The 18,080-nt window shown below is 58.4% G+C and carries 14 protein-coding genes and 3 tRNA genes; 5 read left to right on the plus strand and 12 right to left on the minus strand.

Annotated features, from left to right (window positions below; translation table 11 throughout):
- Positions 1-37 precede the first annotated feature (37 nt).
- The 4 genes from QFX16_RS06325 to rimO all read right to left on the minus strand — a co-directional run bounded on the left by QFX16_RS06325 (position 38) and on the right by rimO (position 3,406).
- Complete coding sequence (locus QFX16_RS06325) at positions 38-508, minus strand: YehS family protein (RefSeq protein ID WP_056739223.1); 471 nt, start codon at positions 506-508, stop codon at positions 38-40.
- A 75-nt stretch (positions 509-583) separates the two neighbouring features.
- Positions 584-1,294 carry an rRNA pseudouridine synthase gene (locus QFX16_RS06330; protein WP_283183246.1) on the minus strand — a complete coding sequence of 237 codons (711 nt, stop codon included), beginning with the start codon at positions 1,292-1,294 and terminating at the stop codon, positions 584-586.
- A 188-nt stretch (positions 1,295-1,482) separates the two neighbouring features.
- Positions 1,483-1,956 (minus strand): GNAT family N-acetyltransferase, encoded by a 474-nt coding sequence (locus QFX16_RS06335; protein ID WP_008153969.1) that lies wholly within the window; start codon positions 1,954-1,956, stop codon positions 1,483-1,485.
- A 112-nt stretch (positions 1,957-2,068) separates the two neighbouring features.
- Positions 2,069-3,406 (minus strand): 30S ribosomal protein S12 methylthiotransferase RimO, encoded by a 1,338-nt coding sequence (gene rimO, locus QFX16_RS06340; RefSeq protein WP_010462684.1) that lies wholly within the window; start codon positions 3,404-3,406, stop codon positions 2,069-2,071.
- Between the two features lie 442 nt (positions 3,407-3,848).
- On the opposite strand from rimO, the gene QFX16_RS06345 reads away from it, so the two are divergent.
- A complete protein-coding gene (locus QFX16_RS06345) occupies positions 3,849-5,750 on the plus strand; it encodes a potassium transporter Kup (RefSeq protein ID WP_283183247.1) in 1,902 nt (633 codons plus the stop codon).
- A gap of 87 nt (positions 5,751-5,837) precedes the next feature.
- Here QFX16_RS06345 and QFX16_RS06350 read toward each other — a convergent pair whose 3' ends face one another.
- Positions 5,838-6,146, minus strand: coding sequence for a DUF3077 domain-containing protein (locus QFX16_RS06350; protein WP_283183248.1), 309 nt, complete (start codon positions 6,144-6,146; stop codon positions 5,838-5,840).
- Positions 6,147-6,726: 580 nt separating this feature from the next.
- Between QFX16_RS06350 and QFX16_RS06355 the strand changes: the two genes are divergently transcribed.
- Genes QFX16_RS06355 through QFX16_RS06365 form a run of 3 tightly spaced genes read left to right on the plus strand, consistent with a single transcriptional unit; the run spans position 6,727 to position 8,862 of the window.
- On the plus strand, positions 6,727-7,494 hold the full coding sequence (locus tag QFX16_RS06355) for a MarR family transcriptional regulator (protein ID WP_283183249.1): 768 nt from the start codon (positions 6,727-6,729) through the stop codon (positions 7,492-7,494).
- Between the two features lies 1 nt (position 7,495).
- Positions 7,496-8,194, plus strand: coding sequence for a hypothetical protein (locus tag QFX16_RS06360; RefSeq protein ID WP_283183250.1), 699 nt, complete (start codon positions 7,496-7,498; stop codon positions 8,192-8,194).
- Entirely contained in the window at positions 8,191-8,862 is a 672-nt protein-coding gene (locus tag QFX16_RS06365) for a PP2C family protein-serine/threonine phosphatase (protein ID WP_283183251.1), read from the plus strand. Before QFX16_RS06360 ends, QFX16_RS06365 begins: the two co-directional genes overlap by 4 nt.
- A 122-nt stretch (positions 8,863-8,984) precedes the next feature.
- Here QFX16_RS06365 and QFX16_RS06370 read toward each other — a convergent pair whose 3' ends face one another.
- The 5 genes from QFX16_RS06370 to QFX16_RS06390 all read right to left on the minus strand — a co-directional run bounded on the left by QFX16_RS06370 (position 8,985) and on the right by QFX16_RS06390 (position 13,892).
- A complete protein-coding gene (locus tag QFX16_RS06370; RefSeq protein WP_283183252.1) occupies positions 8,985-10,280 on the minus strand; it encodes a virulence factor family protein in 1,296 nt (431 codons plus the stop codon).
- Positions 10,280-12,922: a bifunctional lysylphosphatidylglycerol flippase/synthetase MprF gene (gene mprF, locus QFX16_RS06375; protein WP_283183253.1), complete on the minus strand. Its 2,643-nt coding sequence runs from the start codon at positions 12,920-12,922 to the stop codon at positions 10,280-10,282. Before mprF ends, QFX16_RS06370 begins: the two co-directional genes overlap by 1 nt.
- Positions 12,923-13,200: 278 nt before the next feature.
- Positions 13,201-13,277 (minus strand) — tRNA-Met (locus QFX16_RS06380).
- Positions 13,278-13,509: 232 nt separating this feature from the next.
- Positions 13,510-13,586, minus strand: a tRNA-Met gene (locus QFX16_RS06385).
- Between the two features lie 229 nt (positions 13,587-13,815).
- Positions 13,816-13,892, minus strand: a tRNA-Met gene (locus QFX16_RS06390).
- A 301-nt stretch (positions 13,893-14,193) separates the two neighbouring features.
- Here QFX16_RS06390 and dinB point away from each other — a divergent pair.
- Positions 14,194-15,255, plus strand: coding sequence for a DNA polymerase IV (gene dinB, locus QFX16_RS06395; protein WP_056739239.1), 1,062 nt, complete (start codon positions 14,194-14,196; stop codon positions 15,253-15,255).
- 129 nt (positions 15,256-15,384) lie between these two features.
- On the opposite strand, the gene QFX16_RS06400 is transcribed toward dinB, so the two are convergent.
- Together QFX16_RS06400 and QFX16_RS06405 are read right to left on the minus strand one after the other, a co-directional pair.
- Positions 15,385-16,338: a hypothetical protein gene (locus QFX16_RS06400; protein ID WP_283183254.1), complete on the minus strand. Its 954-nt coding sequence runs from the start codon at positions 16,336-16,338 to the stop codon at positions 15,385-15,387.
- A gap of 17 nt (positions 16,339-16,355) precedes the next feature.
- A complete protein-coding gene (locus QFX16_RS06405) occupies positions 16,356-18,071 on the minus strand; it encodes a proline--tRNA ligase (RefSeq protein WP_283183255.1) in 1,716 nt (571 codons plus the stop codon).
- Between the last annotated feature and the right edge of the window lie 9 nt (positions 18,072-18,080).

The following is an 18,080-nucleotide window of genomic DNA, read 5'->3' on the forward strand; positions in this document are numbered from 1 at the left end:
CGCCAGCAAGCTGTGCTCTTACAGGTTCGTGGGCGATTTACTGCGGACGCACGCGCAGGGTCAGGCCCTTGAGGAAGTTGCGCAGCAACTGGTCGCCGCACGGGCGGTAGTTGGTGTGGCCGAACTTGCGGAACAGCGCGCTCAGTTCAGGCTTGGACACCGGGAACTCGGAGGCCTTGAGGATGGCGTGCATGTCGTCTTCTTTCAGTTCGAAAGCCACACGCAGTTTCTTCAGGATGATGTTGTTGGTCACCGGCACTTCGATCGGCTGCGGCGGACGGCTTTCGTCCTTGCCGCGCTTGAAGGTCACCAGGCCGTCGAGGAAATGCGCCATGACTTCATCCGGGCAGCGTACGAAGCCTTCCTCGTCTTCCTCTTTCTTGTCGAGGTACGTCACCAGGTCTTCCAGGGTCACGTCCATGCCGCCGAGCTTGATGATCTCGATGACTTTCTTGTCGCTGATGTCGAGCATGTAGCGCACGCTGCGCAGTACGTCGTTATGAATCATGGTGTGCAATCCTGATATTCAGCAGTGGGCGCCGCATAAACAGCGGCGCCAAAATGTGTGGCGGCTTGAGAAGTCTTAGAACTTCTCTTTGCCGGACAGGTAGCGCCATTGCCCCAGCGGCACTTTGCCGATGGACACGCCGCCAATGCGGATGCGGCGGATGGCGACGACCTTCAGGCCTACGGCCTGGCAGAACAGGGCGATGACGCCCGGTTGTGGGTTCTTCATCGCAAAACGCAGGCGGTTTTCGTTCTGCCAGCTGGCTTTGACCGGCGGCAGTTCCTTGCCCTTGTAGGTCAGGCCGTGGTTCAGGCGGTTGAGGCCGTGAGCCACCATGTCACCTTCAACTTCGACCACATACTCTTGCTCGATCTTGGCGGAGTCGGCAGTGAGTTTGCGCAGGATCTTCCAGTCCTGGGTGAACACCAAAAGACCGCTGGCGTTGGCCTGCAGGTCGGTGCTGGCGGTCAGGCGCAGGAAGTGGCCCTTGAGCGGACGTTTGCTGAAGCGGTGTTCTTCGCTCAAGGTCTCGGCGCTGATCGTTGCCAAGGCCGTTTCCGCATCCATGCCCACGGGCACGTTCAGCAGGATGGTCACCGGTTCCGGCGCAGTGGCCTTGGCTTCTGGATCAAGCTCGACTTTCTGGTTCTCGACCTTGAACTGCGGCTCGTCGATGACTTCACCGTCCACGGTGACCCAGCCGCCCTCGATGAACAGCTCAGCCTCCCGACGGGAACAGCCGACGAGTTCGATGAGGCGTTTGGAGAGACGAATCGGGTCAGTCATGACAGGGCCGTAACAAAAAAGGGGTGGGCATTGTACCTGCCTGGCGCCGGTTAATCGCGGGTCCATTTCACCGTTTGGCTTTTTGTGGGAGCGGGCTTGCTCGCGAAAGCGGTTTGTCAGTCAATTTGATGTTGAAGCTGATGGCCTCTTCGCGAGCAAGCCCGCTCCCACAGTTGTTCTGTGTGGTGTCAGCCATGCCGCGAATGTTGCTGGTTTTGGCGCAAACGCATGTGCAGCAGCGGATAAGGCTGGCCCATGCCATCGACTTCCGAACGACCGATCACTTCGAAGCCCTGTTTGAAGTAGAAACCCAGGGCTTGCGGGTTCTGTTCGTTGACGTCCAGTTCATCGGCATTCAGATGTTCCATGGCGTAGCGCAGCAACTGCTTGCCCAGGCCCTGGCCGCGGTGAGCCGGGTCGATGAAGAGCATTTCGATCTTGCCCGCCGCGACCCCGGCGAACCCGGTGATGCGCTGGCGCGGGTCTTTGGTGCAGATCAGCATCACCGCATCGAGGTAGCGCGTCAGCACCAGATTCTTCAGCAGTTCGATGTAGCTGTCCGGCAGAAAGTCATGAGTGGCGCGCACCGAGGCTTCCCAGACTTGAGTGAGTTCTTCGTAGTCGCTCTGTTTCGGCGTGTGGATGACCGAATGTTGGCGCATGGCCGGCTGCCCCTTTTGCAGTTGATGATGCGAATCCTTTCCTCACAAAACGATAGACGTAAAAAAGCCCCGCATCTCGTCAAGAGAGCAGGGCTTTTCGTATTTTTTGCGTTTAGATCTGTTCAGCCCACAGGTCGTATTCGTCGGCGTCAGTCACTTTGCACCAGACTTTATCGCCTGGTTTCAGGTTGCTGCCGTTGTCGATGAACACGTTGCCGTCAATTTCCGGGGCATCGAAGAAGCAGCGGCCAACCGCGCCTTGCTCGTCGACTTCATCGACCAGCACTTCGATTTCACGACCGACGCGCATTTGCAGGCGTGCCGAGCTGATGGCTTGCTGGTGCGCCATGAAGCGATCCCAGCGGTCTTGCTTGACGTCGTCCGGCACGATGGCCGCGTCCAGCAGGTTGGCTGGTGCGCCTTCGACTGGCGAGTATTGGAAGCAGCCGACGCGATCGAGTTGCGCTTCGGTCAGCCAGTTCAGCAGGTACTGGAAGTCTTCTTCGGTTTCGCCGGGGAAGCCGACGATGAAGGTCGAGCGGATGATCAGGTCCGGGCAGATTTCGCGCCAGTTCTTGATGCGGGCCAGGGTCTTGTCTTCGAAGGCCGGGCGTTTCATCGCTTTCAGGACTTTCGGGCTGGCGTGCTGGAACGGGATGTCCAGGTACGGCAGGATTTTTCCGGCGGCCATCAGCGGAATCAGCTCGTCGACGTGCGGATACGGGTAAACATAGTGCAGACGAACCCAGACGCCGAGGGTGCTCAGGGCTTCGCAGAGTTCGGTCATGCGGGTTTTCACCGGCGCTCCGTTCCAGAAACCGGTGCGGTATTTCACGTCGACGCCGTAGGCGCTGGTGTCTTGCGAGATCACCAACAGCTCTTTGACGCCGGCCTTGACCAGGCGCTGGGCTTCGTCGAGCACGTCACCGACCGGGCGGCTGACCAGTTTGCCGCGCATCGACGGGATGATGCAGAAGCTGCAGCTGTGGTTGCAGCCTTCGGAAATCTTCAGGTAGGCGTAGTGGCGCGGGGTCAGCTTGATGCCTTGCGGCGGAACCAGGTCGATCAGCGGGTTGTGATCCTGGCGCGGTGGCACGGCGTCGTGCACGGCGTTGACCACTTGCTCGTACTGCTGCGGACCGGTCACGGCCAGCACGCTTGGGTGCACTTTACGAATGTTGCCTTCTTCGACGCCCATGCAGCCGGTCACGATGACCTTGCCGTTTTCCTTGATGGCTTCGCCGATCACTTCCAGAGACTCAGCCTTGGCCGAGTCGATGAAGCCGCAGGTGTTGACCACCACGACGTCAGCGTCCTCGTAAGTGGACACAACGTCATAGCCTTCCATGCGCAGCTGGGTAAGGATGCGCTCGGAGTCGACCAGTGCTTTGGGGCAACCCAGGGATACGAAGCCAACCTTTGGATTGGCCGGCGCAGGAGTGGTGGACATGTCTAACCTCGGTATTTGTGACGCCTCCAGCCGAAGACGGCAAGGCGACAGACGGGCGCTTGGCGTCCTGCCTCGTGAATACGCTGCTTTGACGAGTGACTGTTGTTGCCAGGCAAGGCGCCGCGCCGAGTCATAGTTCGCTATGGCGAGAAGCGGCAACGCAGCATGGCGACAACAGGCGCAGTCAAAAAACAGCAGTATTAGCGAGGCAGGACGCTTAGCCTCTGATCAAAAAGTGCGCAATTCTAGCGATGAGAGGCGCACTTGACCAGCTTTATGCAGGGAAATACGACGAGTGCTGCGCTATGCTTCGTGCCTTTACGCTTTACCGAATTTTTACAGTCAACAAAACGTCTGTAACCTCAAGTAAAACAGCGCATGCTGCACGGCAAAGCATAGTGCTTCTTATAAGAAGTCCGGGTCTGAGTAGTAGGAGTTTTGGATGGGGCAGGCAAGTAGTCAGGTAGCGGGCTCTGAGCATTCGGCGGCAAAGCCGATCGGCATGCTGGTCGCGGCGGTCGGTGTGGTTTATGGCGATATCGGCACGAGCCCGCTGTACACCCTCAAAGAAGTGTTTTCCGGTCACTATGGTGTACCGGTCGACCATGACGGCGTGTTCGGGATTCTGGCGCTGATTTTCTGGTCGCTGATCTGGGTCGTTTCAATCAAATACGTGCTGTTCGTGCTGCGTGCCGACAACCAGGGCGAAGGCGGGATCATGGCCTTGACCGCCCTGGCTCGGCGGGCTGCGGCCGGGCATCCGAAGTTGCGCGCGTTGCTGGTGGTCTGCGGGCTGATCGGCGCGGCGTTGTTCTATGGCGACAGCATGATCACGCCGGCGATTTCCGTACTCTCGGCCATTGAAGGCCTGGGGCTGGCTTTCGAGGGTATAGACCATTGGGTGGTGCCACTGTCGCTGATCGTGCTGGTGGCGCTGTTCCTGATTCAGCGCCACGGCACTGCGCGGATAGGCATTCTGTTCGGGCCGATCATGGTGACCTGGTTTGTCGTGCTGGGGGCGCTGGGTGTCTACGGCATCATGCAGCACCCGGAAGTGTTGCAAGCGATGAACCCGGTCTGGGGCGTGCGCTTCTTCATCGTGCACCCGGGCATGGGGGTGGCGATCCTCGGCGCGGTGGTGCTGGCATTGACCGGTGCCGAAGCGCTGTACGCCGACATGGGCCACTTCGGTCGCAAGCCGATCGCACGCGCCTGGTTCATCCTCGTGCTGCCGGCGCTGGTGCTGAACTACTTTGGCCAAGGCGCGTTGCTGCTCGGTGATCCGGAAGCCGCTCGCAACCCGTTCTACTTGCTGGCGCCGAGCTGGGCGCTGATTCCGTTGGTGGGGTTGTCGACCCTGGCCACAGTCATTGCCTCCCAGGCAGTGATTTCCGGTGCGTTCTCCCTGACTCGTCAGGCGATTCAGCTCGGTTACATACCGCGCATGCACATTCAGCACACCTCCAGTGCCGAACAAGGCCAGATCTACATCGGCGCGGTGAACTGGGCGCTGATGGTCGGCGTAATCCTGTTGGTGCTGGGCTTCGAGTCCTCCGGCGCGCTGGCTGCGGCTTACGGCGTGGCCGTGACGGGCACGATGCTGATGACCACCATTCTGGTGTCGGCGGTGATATTGCTGCTGTGGAAATGGCCTCCGGTCCTCGCGGTTCCGCTATTGCTCGGTTTCCTGGTGGTGGACGGTCTGTACTTCGCTGCCAACGTGCCAAAAATCATTCAGGGCGGGGCGTTCCCGGTGATTGCCGGTATCGTGCTGTTTGTGCTGATGACCACCTGGAAACGCGGCAAGCAATTGCTGGTTGATCGTCTCGACGAGGGTGGCTTGCCGCTGCCGATCTTCATCAGCAGCATCGCCGTGCAACCACCGCATCGCGTTCAGGGCACCGCCGTGTTTCTGACCGCGCGCCCGGACGCCGTGCCCCACGCGCTGTTGCACAATCTGCTGCACAACCAGGTACTGCACGAGCAAGTGGTGCTGCTGACGGTGGTGTACGAAGACATCCCGCGGGTGCCAGCATCACGGCGTTTCGAGGTCGATGCCTACGGCGAAGGTTTCTTCCGGGTGATCCTGCACTTTGGCTTCGTCGACGAGCCGGACGTGCCGCAAGCACTGAAACTGTGTCATCTCGATGATCTGGATTTCAGCCCTATGCGTACCACTTACTTCCTCAGCCGCGAGACGGTCATCGCTTCCAAACTCGAAGGCATGGCCCGCTGGCGTGAGACGCTGTTCGCCTTCATGTTGCAGAACGCCAACGGCAATTTGCGCTTCTTCAATCTGCCGTTGAACCGGGTGATTGAGTTGGGGACGCAGGTAGAGATGTAAGCCACAACAAAAAGCCCCCGTTGCCATTGTGGTAGCGGGGGCTTTTTTGTGTCTGGTGTCTCGGTGCCTTTAATTGCGCTCAGGCAGCTATTTTTTAGATTCGGCCTTTGTCCGAGCAGGTGGCGGCGTCAGTACCTTCACCACATCATCAATTACGGCCTTGCTCATTGCCGTCAGGTAATGCGCGGCCCAAGCGTGTCGGTCGGTGTCGCGGGCGTAGGCAGCATCTTTAGTCAGCTCCTTGGCAAGGAACAGAAAATCAGAGGCCATGGCTAGCGCATCACCGAGGGGTACGTCTCGACTGACACGGAACAGTGCCTGGTTCGAGCAGTAGATGAAGGGGGTGAGGCCGATGGTTTTCAGATCTGAGGGGGAGGGCGGATTTGTTTTGCTCATTGTTTCGCTCCTTAAAACGAGGAGCTGCCGCATTCGTTACCACACGAATGGGTGGCAGCTGTACGCAGGGTGGTAAACCGGAGGAGCAAAGGAACCGGCAGACCCGAAGGTCTCCCACGCACAGCCGCCATAACACGGGATTACAGACGTAAAAACGCACGAACCGTGATGGGAGCGGTGTTGCACTTTGCCTAACCGGGTTACCACACCCGATCGCTGAATGGTCAGCGACGTCCGGAGAGTATCCCGTCGAAGAAAAGCGCAACAAGGCATCAAAGTGCCCAAACGCGAGATTCGGAGTTTGCCTACAAGGTCTACGGGCGTCATCCGATATTGCGACACCTTAAGTAAACAAAACTAAACGTGGCGAGCGATTTTACATATCGCTGGAGTGCTTGAGCAGTTGAGCCAAACGGATGAAGCCGGAATTGTCTTATCTCACCTGTTCGCGAATTGGCAGACGATTTGCGGATTTCCCAGTGAAAACTGATAAATATTGAAAGGTCTTGACGGCTCGATATTTTCAATGAGACAAGTGTCCACGTTTCATGGAATGTGGACGCTTGGAGTTTCTAGCTTCATGAAGAGTCAAGACATATTGCTTTTGTTCAAAATGGCCAGCCTGCACGCCCAGGAAGAAAATCTTTTCGGGAAGATGGAATCTGAGTCGAATTCGAACACGGTTGAGGAATTGCTGAAGCCCCAGCATATAAATCGAATGACGGCAGGGGGGCGAGTGGGGCAGCCGCTAGCCACCTACCCTACTGATGGTGAAGAAGCTGTATTCCACCGCCGGGAGTTCGACTCACCCTTGGGCGAGGAGGAAGGGTGGGAGGGGTGGTCGGAGCCCGTACCTTCTCCGCCGCTGACGAGCTGGAGTGAAGCTTACTCGTTGCGTGCGTTGTCTGCGTCTCTTGGGCTAAGCAAAAGCGAGATTTCAAACTCCATAGCCAGATGTCGCGAGTCTGGATTGCTGACCAATGACTACGACACCGGGCTTGCGAAAGTTAATCGGCGAGAGCTGCTGAAAATCACCGAGCACGCTTTGAAATACTTTTTCCCCGTGAAGCCGGGCGCAATGGTTCGCGGTATTCCAACAGGCTTCGCAGCGCCAGCCCTGTCCAAAAGCATCAAGAGCGCTGGCGGGTTGATTCCGGTTTGGCCTGATGCACTCGGAACTGAGCGTGGTCAGGCGATAGAGCCGCTCTACAAAACTGTGCCGGAAGCGGTTAAGAAGGATAGGACTCTTTATCATTACCTTGCGCTTGCTGATGCGATACGTCTTGGCGGCCCGCGAGAGTGTGGTGTGGCGGTTAACATTCTAAAAGCAGGGATGGGGCTGAAATAGCATGTCATCAAACGCTGATCACAACTATGAACTCATAGAGTTTGTTGCACATGGCTTGGGGGAGGAGTTTCTCGCTGAGGTAGCCTTCGTCGGCGGTTGCACCACGGCCATGCTGGTCACTGACGCTGCTGTGCTGGACGACATTCGTTTCACCGATGATGTTGACTTGGTGATCGAACTGGCAGGCATTAGCGCTTGGCAACACCTCACTAAACGGCTGGCAGCCAAGAATTTCAAGATCACCGGTGAGGATGAAGTCAACTGTCGTTTCCGCTTCAACGACGTCGTCGTTGACGTGATGCCTTCTGACCCCGCTGTTCTCGGATATGCAAACCGTTGGTTCGTGGAGGGGCTGGCGAGGGCTGATAAATTTACGTTGCCCAGCGGTACGGTCATCCAGATATTTAAACCGACCTACTTTCTTGCGACGAAGCTAGAGGCCTTTAGCGGTCGCGGTGAGGGCGACCCGTACCACAAAGACGTCGAAGACATCATCATCTTGATTGATGGTCGTACAGAGCTTTTGGAAGAGGTTCGCCAGGCTGAGTCTGAGCTCAAGGACTTCATCACGACTGGAACTCGAGAGCTCGCGGCGCTCAGTGGTATCGACTACGTGATTGAAAGCTCGGGCTCGGTGCAGGCTAATCCGGGTAGAGGGCGAATCATCCACATGCGCATGAAGGATCTGGGCAACGTATGAGATACGCCACCAGATCAGTAATCGGACGGACCAGGAAATCCAATCATGACTATGCTGGAGCTCTCTGCGACGGCGACAGAGGGCTGTTCGTCATCACGGACGGTACGTCGAAGCTCGGCAGTGGCCAACTGGCCGAATGCTTCGTAAAAGGTGTTTTAGAGACGTATCCGAAACACATGGAGCAGGGGGGCGATATCACCGAGCACGGAACAGTCGAGCAGGTACTTTGTTCAATGCTGGCCGAGCTTCACCCCACTTTGTTTGCGGACCAGACAGGGGCCATGTGTTACCTGATCGGTTTCGCTGCTCATGGGAAGCTTACGCTTGCGTATGAAGGTGACTGCTCGTGCGGTGTGGTGACACCGGCAGGCACGATCGAGTGGATTACACCGCCTCACTGCAAGGCCAATTGGAGGCGCGACCGTTCGCATCGTGAGCTGGCGCAAGATCCGGCTCGAAACTGGATAACCCGATGCCTGAAGGTTAATCGTGCCCCGGACCCTGACTTTGTTTTTCACAAATTGGCCGTCGGTGAGCGACTGGTTTTCGTTACCGATGGATTCTGGGCGGAGTTAACGGAGTCGCAACAAAGCAGCTTGCTGGCAGCTCCGGATAGCGACTTTATCGCTGTTGAAGATGACGTAACGTGGATAGATGTTCAGCTTTAGCCTTGGAACTACAGAGCATCGACATGAAGTCCGGCTAGCTGGTAGCGCTTCATGTTTGTACATGTAAAAAAGCCCTCGCAGCCTTATGGCTGCGGGGGCTTTTTTGTCGACGGTGTCTCAGATTACTCCTGAGCCGTCTCGTCCTTGGCTTGTCGCTTGGCGATGATGTCCACCAATCGCTTTGCCAGCGTCGGATAGTTCTCGTCGAAGTGGTGACCACCCGGCAATTTCATCGCTTCACCCACCGCGGTCTTGTCGGTACAGCCGCTCTCGTCCACTTCCTCTTCACCGTAGATGCACACCACTTTCTCCGGCGGCAGCTTGGCCATTTCCGGGCCGGTGGCGGCTTCTTTGCCGGCGTTGCCGAGCCAGCCTTCGACTTCGATTTCGAAGCTGCCGGTGCGGGCGAAGGCCAGCAGGATGATCGCATCGACCCGTTGCTGTTCCGATGGCTCCAGGCGGTTGTAGATGGCGGGCAGGACGTCGGCGCCGAACGAGTAACCGGTCAGGATGAAGCGCTTGGTGCCCCATTTCTGCCGGTAGTGCTGCATCAACTCGGCGATGTCCAGGGCGCTTTGCTCGGGGCTTTTGTGCTGCCAGTAGTAACGCAAGGTGTCGATGCCGACCACCGGGTAGCCGAGCTTCGCCATCTCGCCCGCGACGTCGCGGTCCAGGTCACGCCAGCCGCCGTCACCGGACAGGAACAGGGTCACGGTGTCCTTGGCTTGGCCGGCGGGCACTTCGACTACCGGGATCTGCAGGCCGCCAGCGGCTTTATCGCCACCGACGAGGATCTTGCGCAGTTCGTTGTTCAGCACTTGCGGCAGGTTGATGTCGTAGTCGCTGATGCTGGTTTCGGCGTTGGGTTGGTCGCGCACGAAGCCGGCGCTGGTGTCGTCCGGGTTATCGTTCCAGGCCACCAGCCAGTGGCCGTGAGCGGCGCTTTTCGGTAGCAGGTGTGTGCAGCCGGGTTTTTCCAGGGCCAGGTCCACCGAGATGGCTTGAGCCTTGTCGTCCTTCTGCTCGGACAACCAGCGCCACGCCAGCACGGCGCCAGGGCCGATGCCGCTGACCAGGGTCGCCGGGCCTTTGAGTTCTCTGAGGGCCGATTGCAGGGCGCGACTTTGCAACAGGCAGTCTTTGGGCAGGATCACCTGAACAATCTGCGCCGAACCGGTGCGGCTCAGGGTCATCAACTGTTTGTTGCTGAGCTTCTGGTCTTCATTGACCGCCACCAGCACCTGGGCGCGTGGCGTGTTGCCGGGGATGACGCGGGTCATCGTGGCGCCATCCGCCGGCGTCAACTGTTCGAGGATCGGTTCGGGTGCCGGGCGTTTCAGGTACCAGTAACCGCCACCGAGAATCAGGGCCAGCACTACCAGTGTGGCCAGTACGTACCGCAAGGAGCGTTGAATCATTAGCGTTTCACCAATCCAGTCAAGCCGCCCGCAATCAGGGCAGCAGTGTCGGCCAGGGCAACCAGCGGATCGAGTCCGGCAGGTACGGCCATATAACGGGGTTCCCAGTCAGGCTGGAATTTGTCTTTGAAGCGGCGCAAGCCTTGAAAGTTGTAGAGCTGCTCACCACGGCGGAAAACCATCGAGCCCAGACGCTGGGTCAGTGGTGCACCACGTCGGGGTTGCAACCCCGACAACGGCACCATGCCCAGGCTGAAGCGCGCGTACCCATGATTTTTATAATGTTGAATCAGGCCGACCATCATGAACTCCATGGTCAACTTGGGTGCGTCCGGGTGCGCGCGCATCAGGTCGAGGCTGGCCAGGTCATGGCCGTAAGTCTCGAGCAGGTTGGCGAACGCTACCGGGCGCCCTTCGAAACGAATCACCGCGACGCGAAAATGCTTGAGGTAGTCATCGCTGAAGCGGCCGAGGGAGAAGCCTTTCTCGCGCACGTTCTTGCCGGTCAGCCAGGCATCGGAAATCACCTTGAGCTCATCCATCGGCGCTTGTCCGGGATCAAAGATCTCCAGCGACAGGCCATCACGAGTGCCACGGTTCCAGGTGTAGCGCAGGTCTTTCATCTCTTTGCCTTTGGCCTCGAGATCAAAGCGAAGCAGATCGACCCGGGCTTCTTCGCCGAGTTTGATCGCGGTCAGGCCGATGTCCATGTAGTACGGCAGGTTCTCGGCGCGCACTTGATAGAACACAGGGCGGGCGTGGTGGATGTCGCAGAGGTCGCGGAACTGCCAGATCATTTCGGCCCGTTGCTGGGTCGGACCGATCGGGTCATACAAGGCCACCAGGCTGCGACCACGGCGGGCGTACATCAGAAACGCCTCGTCATTGGGGTGAAACAGCAGCGCCTTGTCACCGGTCAGGGCGAGGCCGCCATCCGGTTGTGCGGAGGCCATGAGGATCTTTATCGCGCGGCCCAGTTCATCGGGCGTTGGCAGATGGATCACCGGGCGTGCGGTGCGCAGCAGCCAGGTCAGGGACACCACCACCAGCAGCACGGCGGCGCCGAGCAGCGAGCGCAAGCCCCGCGGGGCATCGGCGTCGAGGGTGAACTGCCACCAGAGCTGATGGCTGTACGGGACGTCCTGATAGGCGAACAGCAACAGCCAGATCGACGCACCGAGTACGCACAGGCTCGCCACCAGATACAGCGGCGAAAACGGCACCTCGGTCAAACGGCTCGGGCGATAGAACGAGCTGCGGAAAACCCCCAGCAAGCTCGCAGTCAGCGTCAGCAAGCAGGCTTCTTCCCAGTCGAAGCCCTTGAGCAGAGAGAGCAGGGCAGCGACCAGCAACAAGATGGTGGTCAGCATCCAGGCGGCCGACAGTCGGCGGCGCAGTCCTTGAGCCAGCAGCAAGCAAAGCACGCCGATCAGGCTGGCACCGAAGTGCGAGGCGTCAACCAGTCGATGCGGGATCAGAAAGCCGATGTGTTCCAGGCGTGTGTCGATTTCCGGGGTGACGCCGGAGAACAGCAACACCACGCCGGACAGAAATACCAGCACCGCCAGAATCGGCGCGGCCAGGCCGGACGCCACCCTTAAGGACTGACGCGATTGAAACAGGCGCTGACCTTCGTTGATCAGCAGGAATACGCAGGCCACCAGCAACGGCAGCACCACGTAGATCAGGCGATAGAGCAGCAGGGCGGCAGCGAGTGGCGCAGCGCCGAGTTTGTCGGAGAAGGCGGCCAGCAGAATCGCTTCGAACACCCCGACCCCGCCGGGAACATGGCTGAGCACACCGGCGGCCAGTGCCAGCAGGTACACCAGAAGGAACGCGCCGAAGGGCGGTGCTTCAGGCAGCAACAGATAGAGCACGGTTGCTGCTGCGGCGACGTCCAGGGCCGTGATGATCAGTTGCAGGAACGTCAGGCGACGGCCCGGCAGGCGCAAGGTGCGGCGTCCGACCTTGACCAGCAGGTTGTCCGGGTGAGGTTGCTCTGGCAGGCGGCGGCGGTAAATCCCGATGGCCAGTACGCTGAAGAGCAGCAAAACGGCCACGGCGATGGCACCCAGCAACGTCTCGGACAGACCCAGGGCGGCAGAGGCGCCAGGCAGGTTGCTGAGGGTGGCGAGAGCGGCCAGTGGGGGCAGGGCGCAGCCGAGCGAGAGGCTGGCGAACAGCGTCATGTGCGCGACTTCAGAAGCGCCCAGACCATGACGTGCATATAAACGATAGCGAACCGAGCCCCCCGAGAGCATCGAAAGGCCAATGGCATTGCCGATGGCGAATGCGGTGAACCCACCCAGAGCCAGGATTCGTGGCGCCAGTGTCACGCCTGCGTAGCGGCTGGCCGACCATTCGTAGCCCAGCAGGATAATGAAACCGACCGCGGTCGCGCCCAGCGCGCCCAATAATGCCGGTTTCGGAACGTCGAGAATCGAGTCGTGCAGAGCGTATAGATCGAGTTCGCTCAGCAGGTGGCGACAGGCAATCAGCGCGATAGCGAACAACAGCAAAGTGACTGCCAGGCCGATGGGCTGGCGGTATTTGCTGATTCGATCAAGCAAGCGCAGACGCTCGGCTTTGATCGGTTGTGTCGCTGTGACGGTGTCTTGTGAATCAGACGAGTTGGCGCGCATCAATCACCTCTTGGATTGTGCGCGACAGGATGGGGGTATCCAGCCAAGTTACCAATCCCTGTAGAAAAAAATAATCACAAATTTTGACGCCTCTCACCGGGTATCGGCGATGGTACGTCATCAGTCGTAGAGGGTTCTGTCTGAGGTTCAGCATCGTCTGGGCTCAGAGCATGGGTGATCCCGGACGGCTCGCTACACAGTGGCAGATCATTGTTGCGAAAGGACTTTTTCAACAGATACAAAAAAGGCCACTCTTTCGAGTAGCCTTTTTTGATGTTTGGTTGCGGGAGCCGGATTTGAACCGACGACCTTCGGGTTATGAGCCCGACGAGCTACCAGACTGCTCCATCCCGCGTCTGTGTGGCGGCATTCTACAGGCGAACGCCGGAGTGTCAACCGTTAATCCAGTATAGGGTCAAATAAGAGTAAATGAGTGGCGAACGGTCGTGGGGGAGACTTAAGTTTCGGAATCAGAACGATTTCTCGTTTCTGCGCCGTCAGACGTAACCCGCTCGTATCTATGCTCATATTTACAAAAGAGACGCGCACAAAAAAGGCCACTCTTTCGAGTAGCCTTTTTTGATGTTTGGTTGCGGGAGCCGGATTTGAACCGACGACCTTCGGGTTATGAGCCCGACGAGCTACCAGACTGCTCCATCCCGCGTCTGTGTGGCGGCATTCTACAGGTGAACGCCGGAGTGTCTACCGTTAATCCTGAATAGGGTCAAATAAGCGTAAATGAGCGGCGAACGGTCGAGGGGAAGACTTAAGTTTCTGAATCAGAACGATTTTTCAATCCTGTTTGTCAGCCGTTACCCGCTCTTTCTATCTCGTGTTTACAAAAGAGACGCGCACAAAAAAGGCCACTCTTTCGAGTAGCCTTTTTTGATGTTTGGTTGCGGGAGCCGGATTTGAACCGACGACCTTCGGGTTATGAGCCCGACGAGCTACCAGACTGCTCCATCCCGCGTCTGTGTGTCGGCATTCTACAGAGGATCGGCGGGCTGTCAACCTTCAATCCAGAGAAAACCTCTTCCCGTTCAATCGCTTAGCTTGAAAATAGGACTGGGTGATTGGCTGTAAGGTCAGTGTGGCAAGGCTTTCAGCTCTATCGGGTGAGGCTTTTCGATTGAGAAAATAAATTCATCTGGCACTTTTCCTACGGGTGGAAAAGAACATTCAGAGTACTGGTGCTATATACAGGTGTCAGTGAGATACTGCCGATCTGACTCGCCAATACGCCATTTCTTCATCATGAACACTGCATTTATATGACGCAGCGAAAAATCATCCACGTCGATTGTGACTGCTTCTACGCCGCCATCGAGATGCGTGACGACCCGCGCCTGGCCGGTAAACCCTTGGCAGTGGGTGGTTCGGCGGATCGGCGTGGAGTGATTGCTACCTGCAATTATGAAGCGCGGGCTTATGGGGTGCGCTCGGCCATGTCTTCCGGGCATGCCTTGAAGCTGTGCCCGGACCTGACCATCGTCAAGCCGCGCATGGAGGCCTATAGAGAAGCCTCCAAGGAAATTCACACGATCTTTCGCGATTACACCGACTTGATCGAGCCGCTTTCCCTGGATGAGGCCTACCTCGACGTGTCGGACAGTGCGCATTTCGGCGGCAGCGCCACGCGGATCGCCCAAGACATTCGCCGTCGCGTCTCTAATCAGCTGCACATCACCGTTTCGGCTGGCGTTGCGCCGAACAAGTTTCTGGCCAAGATCGCCAGCGACTGGAAGAAGCCCAACGGCTTGTTCGTCATTACGCCGGATCAGGTCGAGGATTTTGTCAGTGGTTTGCCGGTGAGCAAGTTGCACGGCGTTGGCAAAGTGACCGCAGACAAATTAGGCAGGCTTGGCATCGTCGATTGTTCACATCTGCGCGAATGGGACAAGTTGGCGCTTGTGCGGGAATTCGGCAGCTTCGGCGAGCGACTCTGGAGTCTGGCCCGTGGGATCGATGACCGGTTGGTGCACAACGACAGTCGTCGGCAGTCGATCAGTGTCGAAAACACCTACGACGTGGACCTGCCGGATCTGGTGAGCTGCCTCGATAAATTACCCGAGTTACTGGAGACCCTGGCCGGCCGCATGGCGCGTATCGACAGCAGCTATCGACCGGGCAAGCCGTTCGTCAAAGTGAAATTCCATGACTTCACCCAGACCACTCTGGAGCAGGCTGGGGCAGGGCGGGATTTGGGGAGCTATCAGTTGTTGCTGACCCAGGCGTTCAATCGCGGCGGGAAACCGGTGCGGTTGCTGGGGATTGGAGTGCGGCTGGAGGATTTGCGGGGCGGGTTTGAGCAGATGGAGTTGTTTGAGCGGTAGTGGGCAGATCTTAATGTTGTAGTGAATGTCAGGCCGCCTTCGCGAGCAGGCTCGCTCCCACAGTTGACCGAGTTGTTCAGACGAACGCGGTCTAATGTGGGAGCGAGCCTGCTCGCGAAGCTTTTGACTTTAATTCGGTCCCGGATCCGCTACCAGTCGCCCGGCATCCTTGGTCAATGACTTGAGGAATTCGGTCTGCAGCTCGGGATCGTTGCGTGTCAGTTCGATCAGGCTTTGTTCCAGTTCGGTGGCTTCTTCTTCCAGGCCCAGTTCCGACAAACGTTTGACCCGGTGTACCCACTGGCTCACTTCGTCGTCTTCGAGGTCGTCGTAAATCAGTCCGTGAGCTTCGAGCAGCTTGCCGCGCAAGGAGCTACTGACCGCCAGGGACGAATTGGTGTGCACGTCGTCCTGAGCATCCTGGACACTGATCAGCAGCCGGCTCAAATGATTGATGTCGTGTTCGGCGAACGGGCTGTCCAGCAGGTTCACGCGCAATACGCCGTTTTTGTCGGTGCTCAGGTTGAACGTTTCCTTACCGGCCTTGACCTCAACCGGACGCTCGCTCCATGGCAGGCTTGAGTATTCGGTGCGCTTGTCGAGCTGGACCTCGTCGATTCCCGCCAGGTTCTGTTGCGCGCGACCATGAGACTGCACGTTCATGAACGGGTTGAGCCCGGCGAAACCGTAGCTCAACCAGTCTTTCGTCACGCTGTCCGGCAGGTTGCCGAGGGCGAACACGTTGACCACGTTCGCACCGACACCGGCCACTACTGCCACCGCACCCAGCGGGACCTCGTAAGCCTCCCGCCAGGGTTGGTAAGGCGTGTAGCGGTCGTAGTGGCGTGTGACTTCGAATTCGGTGACTTCGAAAGTCTTCTGCTCGTGGATCTTCACCCGACGTTGCGGCAGCTCAAGCACCTTTGGCTCGCCGACATCAATCTGCAGGCTGTGATCGAGCAATTTACGCTCGACACGTTCCTCGTGCTCGCTGCGTTGTGACATTTGATTGGCACAGCCGCTGACCAGCAGGGTGCCGCACAGGGCGGCACCGCCGAGGCCTAAGGTGTTTCGCTTGAACATGACTTCTCTATCTGGTGTCAGCGGCGGATACGGGACTGAAGGAAGGGCAGCACGTCTGCGACCGGCAGCGCTTGCGCTTCGGGCTCGGTGCGGCTCTTGTATTCAAGATTGCCTTCGGCGAGGCCGCGGTCACTGACCACGATCCGGTGAGGAATGCCAATCAGCTCCATGTCCGCGAACTTGATGCCCGGGCTGGTTTTCTTGTCGCGGTCGTCCAGCAGTACTTCGAAGCCGGCGGCAGTCAATTCTGCATACAGCTTGTCGGTGGCTTCGCGAACCTGTTCGGTTTCGTAGCGCAGCGGTACCAGAGCGATCTGGAACGGGGCCAGCGTGTCACTCCAGATGATCCCGTTGGCGTCGTTGTTCTGCTCGATGGCCGCAGCCACCACGCGGGAAACGCCGATGCCGTAGCAACCCATTTCCAGGGTGACTGGCTTGCCATTCTCGCCCAGCACTTCGCACTTCATCGCTTTGCTGTACTTGTTGCCCAGCTGGAAGATGTGCCCGACTTCGATGCCGCGCTTGATTTCCAGGGTGCCCTTGCCATCCGGGCTCGGGTCGCCGGCGACTACGTTGCGCAGGTCGGCAACGGTCGGAACCGGCAGATCACGCTCCCAGTTCACGCCGAAGTAGTGTTTGTCATCGATGTTGGCGCCGATGCCGAAGTCGCTCATCAGCTCGACGGAACGGTCGATGATGATTGGCAGTGGCAGGTTCAACGGGCCGAGGGATCCGGCGCCGGCGCCAATGGCGTCGCGCAGTTCGGCTTCGGATGCCATGACCAGCGGGCTGGCAACGCCAGGCTGGTTGCCGGCCTTGATTTCGTTCAGCTCGTGGTCGCCACGGATGATCAGGGCAATCAGCTTGCCTTTCTCTTCAGCGTGAACCACGAGGGTCTTGATGGTCTTTTCAATCGGCAGGTTGAAGCCTTCGACCAGTTGCGCAATGGTCTTGGCGTTCGGCGTGTCGACCAGACGCAGCTCTTCGGCAGGTGCGGCGCGGGAAGTCTCGCGTGGCACGGCTTCGGCTTTCTCGATGTTCGCCGCGTAGTCAGAACCGTTGCTGAAGGCGATATCGTCTTCGCCGGATTCGGCCAGCACGTGGAACTCGTGGGAGCCAGCACCACCGATCGAGCCGTTGTCGGCTTCAACCGGGCGGAATTTCAGGCCCAGACGGGTGAACACGTTGCAATACGCCTGGTGCATACGGTCGTAGGTGACCTGCAGCGACGGCTGGTCAGCGTGGAAGGAGTAGGCGTCCTTCATGATGAACTCGCGACCGCGCATCAAACCGAAGCGTGGACGGATTTCGTCACGGAATTTGGTCTGGATCTGGTACAGGTTGATCGGCAGCTGTTTGTAGCTGCTCAACTCGTTGCGCATCAGGTCAGTGATGACTTCTTCGTGAGTCGGGCCGGCGCAGAAATCGCGACCGTGGCGATCCTTGAAGCGCAACAATTCAGGGCCGTATTCCTCCCAGCGACCGGATTCCTGCCACAGCTCAGCCGGTTGGGTGCTCGGCATCAACACTTCGAGAGAGCCCGCGGCGTTCATTTCTTCACGAACGACGGCTTCGACCTTGCGCATCACTCGCAAGCCCATCGGCAGCCAGGTGTACAGGCCCGAGGCGAGTTTGCGGATCATGCCGGCGCGCAGCATCAGCTGATGGCTGATCACGACCGCGTCGGAAGGCGTTTCTTTCTGTGTGGCGAGCAAAAATTGACTGGTGCGCATGGTTGGCCG

This window comes from Pseudomonas svalbardensis, from assembly GCF_030053115.1.
In the GTDB taxonomy this organism is placed as follows: domain Bacteria; phylum Pseudomonadota; class Gammaproteobacteria; order Pseudomonadales; family Pseudomonadaceae; genus Aquipseudomonas; species Aquipseudomonas svalbardensis.

What these genes read in the sequence shown, in the direction of transcription:
- QFX16_RS06355 (WP_283183249.1), top strand. Translation starts at nt 6,727, where the DNA reads ATGAAGAGTCAAGACATATTGCTTTTGTTCAAAATGGCCAGCCTGCAC.
- rimO (WP_010462684.1), bottom strand. Translation starts at nt 3,406, where the DNA reads ATGTCCACCACTCCTGCGCCGGCCAATCCAAAGGTTGGCTTCGTATCC.
- QFX16_RS06400 (WP_283183254.1), bottom strand. Translation starts at nt 16,338, where the DNA reads ATGTTCAAGCGAAACACCTTAGGCCTCGGCGGTGCCGCCCTGTGCGGC.
- QFX16_RS06405 (WP_283183255.1), bottom strand. Translation starts at nt 18,071, where the DNA reads ATGCGCACCAGTCAATTTTTGCTCGCCACACAGAAAGAAACGCCTTCC.
- QFX16_RS06345 (WP_283183247.1), top strand. Translation starts at nt 3,849, where the DNA reads ATGGGGCAGGCAAGTAGTCAGGTAGCGGGCTCTGAGCATTCGGCGGCA.
- QFX16_RS06365 (WP_283183251.1), top strand. Translation starts at nt 8,191, where the DNA reads ATGAGATACGCCACCAGATCAGTAATCGGACGGACCAGGAAATCCAAT.
- QFX16_RS06360 (WP_283183250.1), top strand. Translation starts at nt 7,496, where the DNA reads ATGTCATCAAACGCTGATCACAACTATGAACTCATAGAGTTTGTTGCA.
- dinB (WP_056739239.1), top strand. Translation starts at nt 14,194, where the DNA reads ATGACGCAGCGAAAAATCATCCACGTCGATTGTGACTGCTTCTACGCC.
- QFX16_RS06330 (WP_283183246.1), bottom strand. Translation starts at nt 1,294, where the DNA reads ATGACTGACCCGATTCGTCTCTCCAAACGCCTCATCGAACTCGTCGGC.
- QFX16_RS06325 (WP_056739223.1), bottom strand. Translation starts at nt 508, where the DNA reads ATGATTCATAACGACGTACTGCGCAGCGTGCGCTACATGCTCGACATC.
- QFX16_RS06335 (WP_008153969.1), bottom strand. Translation starts at nt 1,956, where the DNA reads ATGCGCCAACATTCGGTCATCCACACGCCGAAACAGAGCGACTACGAA.
- QFX16_RS06370 (WP_283183252.1), bottom strand. Translation starts at nt 10,280, where the DNA reads ATGATTCAACGCTCCTTGCGGTACGTACTGGCCACACTGGTAGTGCTG.
- QFX16_RS06350 (WP_283183248.1), bottom strand. Translation starts at nt 6,146, where the DNA reads ATGAGCAAAACAAATCCGCCCTCCCCCTCAGATCTGAAAACCATCGGC.
- mprF (WP_283183253.1), bottom strand. Translation starts at nt 12,922, where the DNA reads ATGCGCGCCAACTCGTCTGATTCACAAGACACCGTCACAGCGACACAA.